Source organism: Fischerella muscicola PCC 7414 (assembly GCF_000317205.1).
Lineage (GTDB): Bacteria > Cyanobacteriota > Cyanobacteriia > Cyanobacteriales > Nostocaceae > Fischerella > Fischerella muscicola.
In genome coordinates, this window is record NZ_AJLK01000143.1 from 1 (window position 1) to 6,282 (window position 6,282).

General features: G+C 41.9%; 5 protein-coding genes. All 5 read right to left on the reverse strand.

Annotated features, from left to right (window positions below; all coding sequences use genetic code 11):
* Window positions 1-223: 223 nt before the first annotated feature.
* Window positions 224-2,581, reverse strand: a complete 2,358-nt coding sequence (locus UYI_RS0122540) for an NHLP family bacteriocin export ABC transporter peptidase/permease/ATPase subunit (protein WP_016868943.1) — start codon at window positions 2,579-2,581, stop codon at window positions 224-226.
* A 142-nt stretch (window positions 2,582-2,723) separates the two neighbouring features.
* A complete protein-coding gene (locus tag UYI_RS0122545) occupies window positions 2,724-4,163 on the reverse strand; it encodes an NHLP bacteriocin system secretion protein (RefSeq protein WP_016868944.1) in 1,440 nt (479 codons plus the stop codon).
* A 75-nt stretch (window positions 4,164-4,238) separates the two neighbouring features.
* Window positions 4,239-5,336 carry a cyclic nucleotide-binding domain-containing protein gene (locus tag UYI_RS0122550; RefSeq protein ID WP_016868945.1) on the reverse strand — a complete coding sequence of 366 codons (1,098 nt, stop codon included), beginning with the start codon at window positions 5,334-5,336 and terminating at the stop codon, window positions 4,239-4,241.
* A gap of 250 nt (window positions 5,337-5,586) precedes the next feature.
* Window positions 5,587-5,784 (reverse strand): hypothetical protein, encoded by a 198-nt coding sequence (locus UYI_RS0122555; RefSeq protein WP_016868946.1) that lies wholly within the window; start codon window positions 5,782-5,784, stop codon window positions 5,587-5,589.
* A 105-nt stretch (window positions 5,785-5,889) separates the two neighbouring features.
* A complete protein-coding gene (locus tag UYI_RS0122560) occupies window positions 5,890-6,156 on the reverse strand; it encodes a CTB family bacteriocin (RefSeq protein ID WP_016868947.1) in 267 nt (88 codons plus the stop codon).
* Between the last annotated feature and the right edge of the window lie 126 nt (window positions 6,157-6,282).

Below are 6,282 nucleotides of genomic sequence, written 5' to 3' on the forward strand. Positions count from 1 at the left end.
GAAATTAAAAAATATTTCAACTTTTGACTTTTGACTCCAGCCCTTTTAAAGTGACTAGAAAAATCTCTTTTTTTCTCTCTGCGACCTCTGTGTCTCTGTGGTTTATAAATAATTAAATTAACCGCACCAGGCGCAGAGAACACAGAGGCAAGAAGTTAAAGAGAGATTTTTTGACTAAAATTTTTATCCACCTTGAAAGGGCTGCTTTTGACTTTTGACTTTCCTAAAGCGCTCCCCCCTCACTGCGAATCAATTCCAAATACTTACCTTCAACTTGCTTCAATTCGTCGTGAGTTCCACGCTGGATTACTTTTCCACGTTCGAGGACAATAATTTCATCGCAATCGCGGATAGTGCTGAGGCGATGCGCCACTATAATGCAAGTACAACCCCGCTGACGGAGTTTCCGGTCGATGATTTTTTCAGTCTCAGTATCAAGAGCGCTGGTAGCTTCATCCATCACTAAAATGGCGGGATTATTAACTAAAGAGCGGGCAATTTCTAAACGCTGTCGCTGACCGCCGCTCAAATTGCTAGCACCTTCCAAGAGTTCAGCACCATAACCCCCTGGCAAGGAAATGACAATATCGTGGATTGCCGCATCTTTACAAGCACGCACCAAATTACTTTCCGGGACAGTGGTATCCCAGAGTGTCAAGTTTTCTCTAACACTGCCAGCAAACAGAAAAATATCCTGCTCTACTAAAGCTAGAGAATTAACTAAAACTTGCCGAGGAATTTCACTTCTGGGTTGACCATCAAACAGGATCTCTCCTTCCCAAGGTTCGTATAACCCAGCGATCATTTTGGCGATCGTAGACTTACCAGAACCACTTCCACCGACCAAAGCGACACGCTGTCCTGGTTTGAGCGAGAAATTAAAGTTTTCAATCAAAGGAGCAGCAATGCGGTTGTAGCCAAATGTGACATTGCGTAACTCGACGTATCCCTGCAATTTAGTTGTTGGTGCAGTAGGTACAGAAACACGCGGTGACACAGAAGCTTGAATGACAGTTTGATCAGGCGAAGTAGATAATTTCTCAAAAATATCCTTCATTTGCTGATTTCCTTTCCTACCTGGGAGTCCAGCCTCTATTTCTTGTCTTCTCAGTTCCCCCTGTCCTCTTTGTCTCCCTTGTCCCCCCTGTCTCGCTTGTTCCCGAACCGTAGGGTTACGCAACACATCATCAAGGCGGGTGATACTACCTTCAACTTCTTGCAGACTGCTTCCCAAGGTGATCAGATTGTTTACAGGCTGCATAAATTGTTGCATCAAAGCCTGAAATGCCACCAGCATCCCAATGCTTAAATGTCCATCTATCACTCGCAAACCGCCCACGGTGATCAGTAACATGGAGGCAATTCTAGAGAGGAAAGAAGGTAAAACTCCCAATGCTTGGTTGGTTACATCCATTTCCTGCTTAGCGTTGATCGATTTGGCATAATAACCTGCCCACCGCGAGAAGAAATCTGACTCCAAGCCGGATGATTTGAGCGTTTCCATACTCTGGAGACCAGAAATTGAAACTCCAGTCACTTTGCCTTGATCCTGTTGATATCGCATATTGGCATCTACCCGCCGTCGTGATACCCACTGCAAGGCGAGGAGATTAAAAGCGACAAAAGCTATGCCAATCGAAGTTAGCACAACGTCGTATTGCAGCATGATCACTGCATAAAAAATTACCGTTAGTGCTGCGATCGCTGTGGTTGCTAATTTACCAGAAAGTAGAGCCGCTAAAGAGTCGTTAAGCTGAACACGGCTACTAATTTCTCCTGCAAATCGTTGGTCGTAAAAACTCACAGGTAAATGTAAAATATGCCACAGGAATTGGCTGGACATGCCTACAGAAAGCTTGATTTTCATCCGACGCAGGGATTGCAACTGTAGTAGAGTCAAAAATCCAGTAATTACTGCTGTGAATACAATCCCCACAATCAGGGGATTCAACCATTCTTTGCGACCCTGAATTAAAATATTATCTACAAATACCTGAGAAAAAGCTGGCATTGCCATTCCAGGAATAACCAAGAACAATCCTGCTACCACACAGTAAACAAGTGCCACAACAGAAAAGCCCATTCTTTGCCACAAAGCTGCAATAATGCTGGGTTTGCGTCCCCCTCTTTTGAACTCTGGGCCAGGCTGCAAAACCAGCACTACGCCTGTAAAGGAATTGCTGAATTCCTGCATGGAGACATGGCGTGGCCCACTGGCAGGATCATTGAGATAAACTCGATCCTTGCCAAATCCTTCTACAACCAGGAAATGGTTGAAATTCCAAAACACAATGTAAGGACATTCCATTTCCCGCAGTCCATCCAAATCTACCTTGAAGCCTTTAGCATTTAACCCATAGCTTCTAGCAGCAGCGAGGACGTTAGTAGCTTTACTCCCATCACGGGACACACCGCAATCTTGCCGGAGTTTCGCCAACGGCACAATTCGACCGTAATAACCAAGAATAATTCCTAAAGAAGCAGCGCCACATTCCACAGCTTCCATTTGCAGCAGTGTGGGAGTACGACGCCGAGTATCTTTACGCTTTTTAGGTAGTGATTTTAATATTCGCTTTAACATAGTTATTTATCAATAGTTAGTAGTTAGTGGGTAGAGACGCGATGTTCCTCGCGTCTGTACATTAGTAGTTAGTGGTTAATTATTTACTACTCCCCATCTCCCCATCTCCCCATCTCCCCACCTCCCCATCTCCCCACACTCCCTACGATCCACCCAAAGACTTCAGAATCGGCAAGACAAAATTAATGGGTGCTTCTTCTTTGACGGTGATCCGTACAGAGGAAGTCGTACCAGGAGTAATTTTCTGTTCTGGGCCTTTGGAAGAAGACCATTTGTAGCCACTGAAGGTGGAAGTGTCTGGTTGAAGTTCGGCGATGACTTGAATATGAGGTTGTGCTGTGACTAAACTATTGACGATGTCTGGATTACCTACAACCTTGGCTGCACCTGCTTTTGTGATCGGGAAGGATGAAACATCGGTGATTGTGCCAACAATACCGCCAAAGCGTTCTCGCTCGACTGTAGAAGGTGTAATTTGTAACTTCATGCCCTTTTTGAGCTTTTTACCGTCATTAACAGGAATAAATGCAACTGTTTGTAATTTTGTAGATGGTGTTTGTTGGATATCGATTGTGCCAACGCGAGTTCCTGGAGCCAAACTTTGTCCGGGATTGACGGTAAGTTCTAAAATACGTCCAGTATAATTACTGGTAAACTGAGAGTTATTTTTTAAATTTAATTCTAGTTGGGCAATGCTGCGCTGCAAATCTTGAATCTGATTTTTCCGAATAACTGAAGCTTGGAAATTTCTTTCTTCTAGGCTTTTTTGTTGAGTGTTTAGTTCTGTCAACTGGGTTTTAAATTTGTCAATTTGGTTGAGGTTCTCTAGGTAGGATTTTTGAGCTTGAACCTGACTGATGTCCAGCTGCTTGAGTTGTTGTTTCAGTTCGGAAATTTTTTGCAGACTATTGAGGTAGGTTTGTTGTGCTTCCAACACTACATCATCCGAAATAGCCCCTTCATTCTTGAGTGCTTGACGCCGTTCTAGTCTCTGCTTGAGAGTAGGAGCCAAAGTTTCAGCATCACGTAAATTTTGTAATAGGTTTTGTCGCTGTTGAGCGATCGCATCCAGGTTTTTACTTTTGAGAATTGGAGTCAAAGCCTGGGCTTGCTGCAATTGTACTTCTAAGTTTTGGCGCTGTTGAGCGATCGTAATAATTTGCTGTTGAGTGCGTTGGTCTTGAAGTGAATTAGCATCTTGATCCTGAGCTTGCAGTTGTGCTAGTTTAGCGCGTTGTTGTAGCAATTGGGCTTGCAGTTCATTTTGGTCAATGGTTCCTAACACCTGCCCTTTCTTCACAAAGTCGCCCACACGCACATTTAATGTCTGCAATTGTCCTGAAGAAGGAAAATCGAACCCGACTACTTTGCTAGGAAAGATAACTACACCTTTACCCTCAACTGTAATCGGGATACGACCCAATACACTCCAGGCCAAACCCGCTGCAACCAAAGTACCTAGACCAATTAAAGGTAGCCACTTAGTTGGGCTAATTACTTGCATTAATTGATCTAAGCGCTCAGGTGAAGATGAATGATCTAAGGCTTGTTTGCGAAACAGATTATTTTTTTGAGTAACCATAATCTTATATCAGTTATCAGTTATCAGTTACGAGTTATCAGTTATCGGTTGATAACTGTTCACTGTTCACTTAATTTAAGTGCGGCTAATTCTTTTGAGCATCCAGTCAAATCTGGCTCCAGCTAGCGCTACTTGCGCTAAAAAATCGGAGTTCAGTTCATTCTCATATTCGAGATTTTCACCCAGCGACTGACCCGTACTATAACTGAGTCTGCCGTATCCCAGTCGACTGACTATTGCCCGTTGTTTATCTGCCAAAAGAACTGCTAGAACTCGATAAAAACGGGCAGCAAAAGCAACATCATGGAGTAATTTGGCGGCTAATCGCCAGCGAGGAATCGACAAGACCACTGAATCTTCTGCGGCTTTCACACTCATAGAGGGGGGGGGAGCCTCTACAAAAGGGGTTTCTCCAACTATGTCACCCCTAGACAATCTCGCAAACTCCCGTTCTACAGTTTCGCTGTTTTCTAAATTGGAAAATGCACGAGCTAGAGGATTGCGATCGTCTTCGGAGGTAGAAAGTGTCAATTTTCCATCTAGGAGGATATGCAACGCTTCGACAGGTCTACCACTATGAATAAGGACGGTACCTGCGGGAATTTTGTTTACTTCTCCTGCAACAATTAACCAATCGATATCACTATCATGCAATTCCGCGAAAATAAATAAGATTTCTCTCAACTGAGGTTGGCTGAGGACTAGTGTGCTGTGACCGAGTTGACTAACTATTTTCTCTACTCTGTCTGCAAGTAGAATCGCACTCGCCCGGTAAAGATGGGCAGCAAAACTGACATCTTGTTTCAGTTTTGTTGCTAACTGTTGTTGCGGAATCACTAAGACTTGGGAATTATTGAGTGCCTTAACAGTGGTAGAAGGCAAGTATGACTCTATAAAAGGAATTTCTCCTACCATTTCACCACTTGATAATCTGGCGATTTCACGCCCTGACATTTCACCACCTTCTAAGGCAGCAAAGGCACGTCCCAATGGGTTGTTGTCAGCCTGAGATATAGAAACTGTTAATGCTCCATCTAAGAGAATATATAAAGCATTGACAGGTTCGCCTTGGCGGATGATAACTTGACCTGTAGTAATTTCTTCTCTACTACCAGTCTTCAGCATCCAATCAATATCACTATTACTAAGTTCCTTGAGTAGAACTTCTGTCATAATTAGACTCTCTTATATTTTCTAAGGGTGTGAGAGTGTTTTTACTGGCTAAAAATTTAACAATGGAAATAAAGAGGCTTTGCAGAACGCAAGCATAAAATAGAGTGGCCTTTGTTTGAACCTTTGTGTAACTATCTGAGGTAGTTTAGGAATTTATGCAGCCCTGAAAAAATTTTATATTTCTTCACAATATTTTCTGATTCAGCATTGCCAGCTTAAAACTATAGAAAATTCGTCATAGTAGCATTGTCTAAAAATTCAAGCCGATGAGAGGAATGGCAGAGAAGATTTTATCTACAGATTGGGAAACTGACTGTGTTAAATCATCGGGAACCAAACTGAGTTGATTAGCTACATAATGAACGTTGTCTTTACCGGCTGCGATCGCATCTATTTCTTGCTCAGTCAACTCTACAGATTGATTGTCGTTAGGAATTTCATCTGACATAGATTCTCTCCAATTTTTCTAAATTTTTAATTTAAAAAAACAGAGAATTATTCATGGCTGAATAATTTTTAAGTCGTCTCTGTTTTTTTGTTAAATTGAAACCATCTAGCTGATACTTATATCTTGGATGGCAGTAGATTCTATATTAGTAATTTCGATGTGTAAAGAATTGAACGAACCTTCTGAATTAACTATACTTACCTGATCTAAGACAAATTTACTTTGTTTGAAATTAGCTATATTTACCTGACTTATTTGATTAACATCTTTAAATAAACCAGATAAATTAAGACCGCCTGACACTGCATCTAATTCCTGCTCCGACAATTCTATTGCTTGGTTATTTTCATCAAAGTTAATCTCATTAGACATAATTTACTGCGTTTTTTTGTGTTATTTTTTTTGAAAAGCAGAGGCGTACCTCTGCCAAGAAAAGAAGAATTGTTGATTGAAAAAGTTAAACTTCTGCTTGCTTTAGAACAAGAGATTCGACTTCAT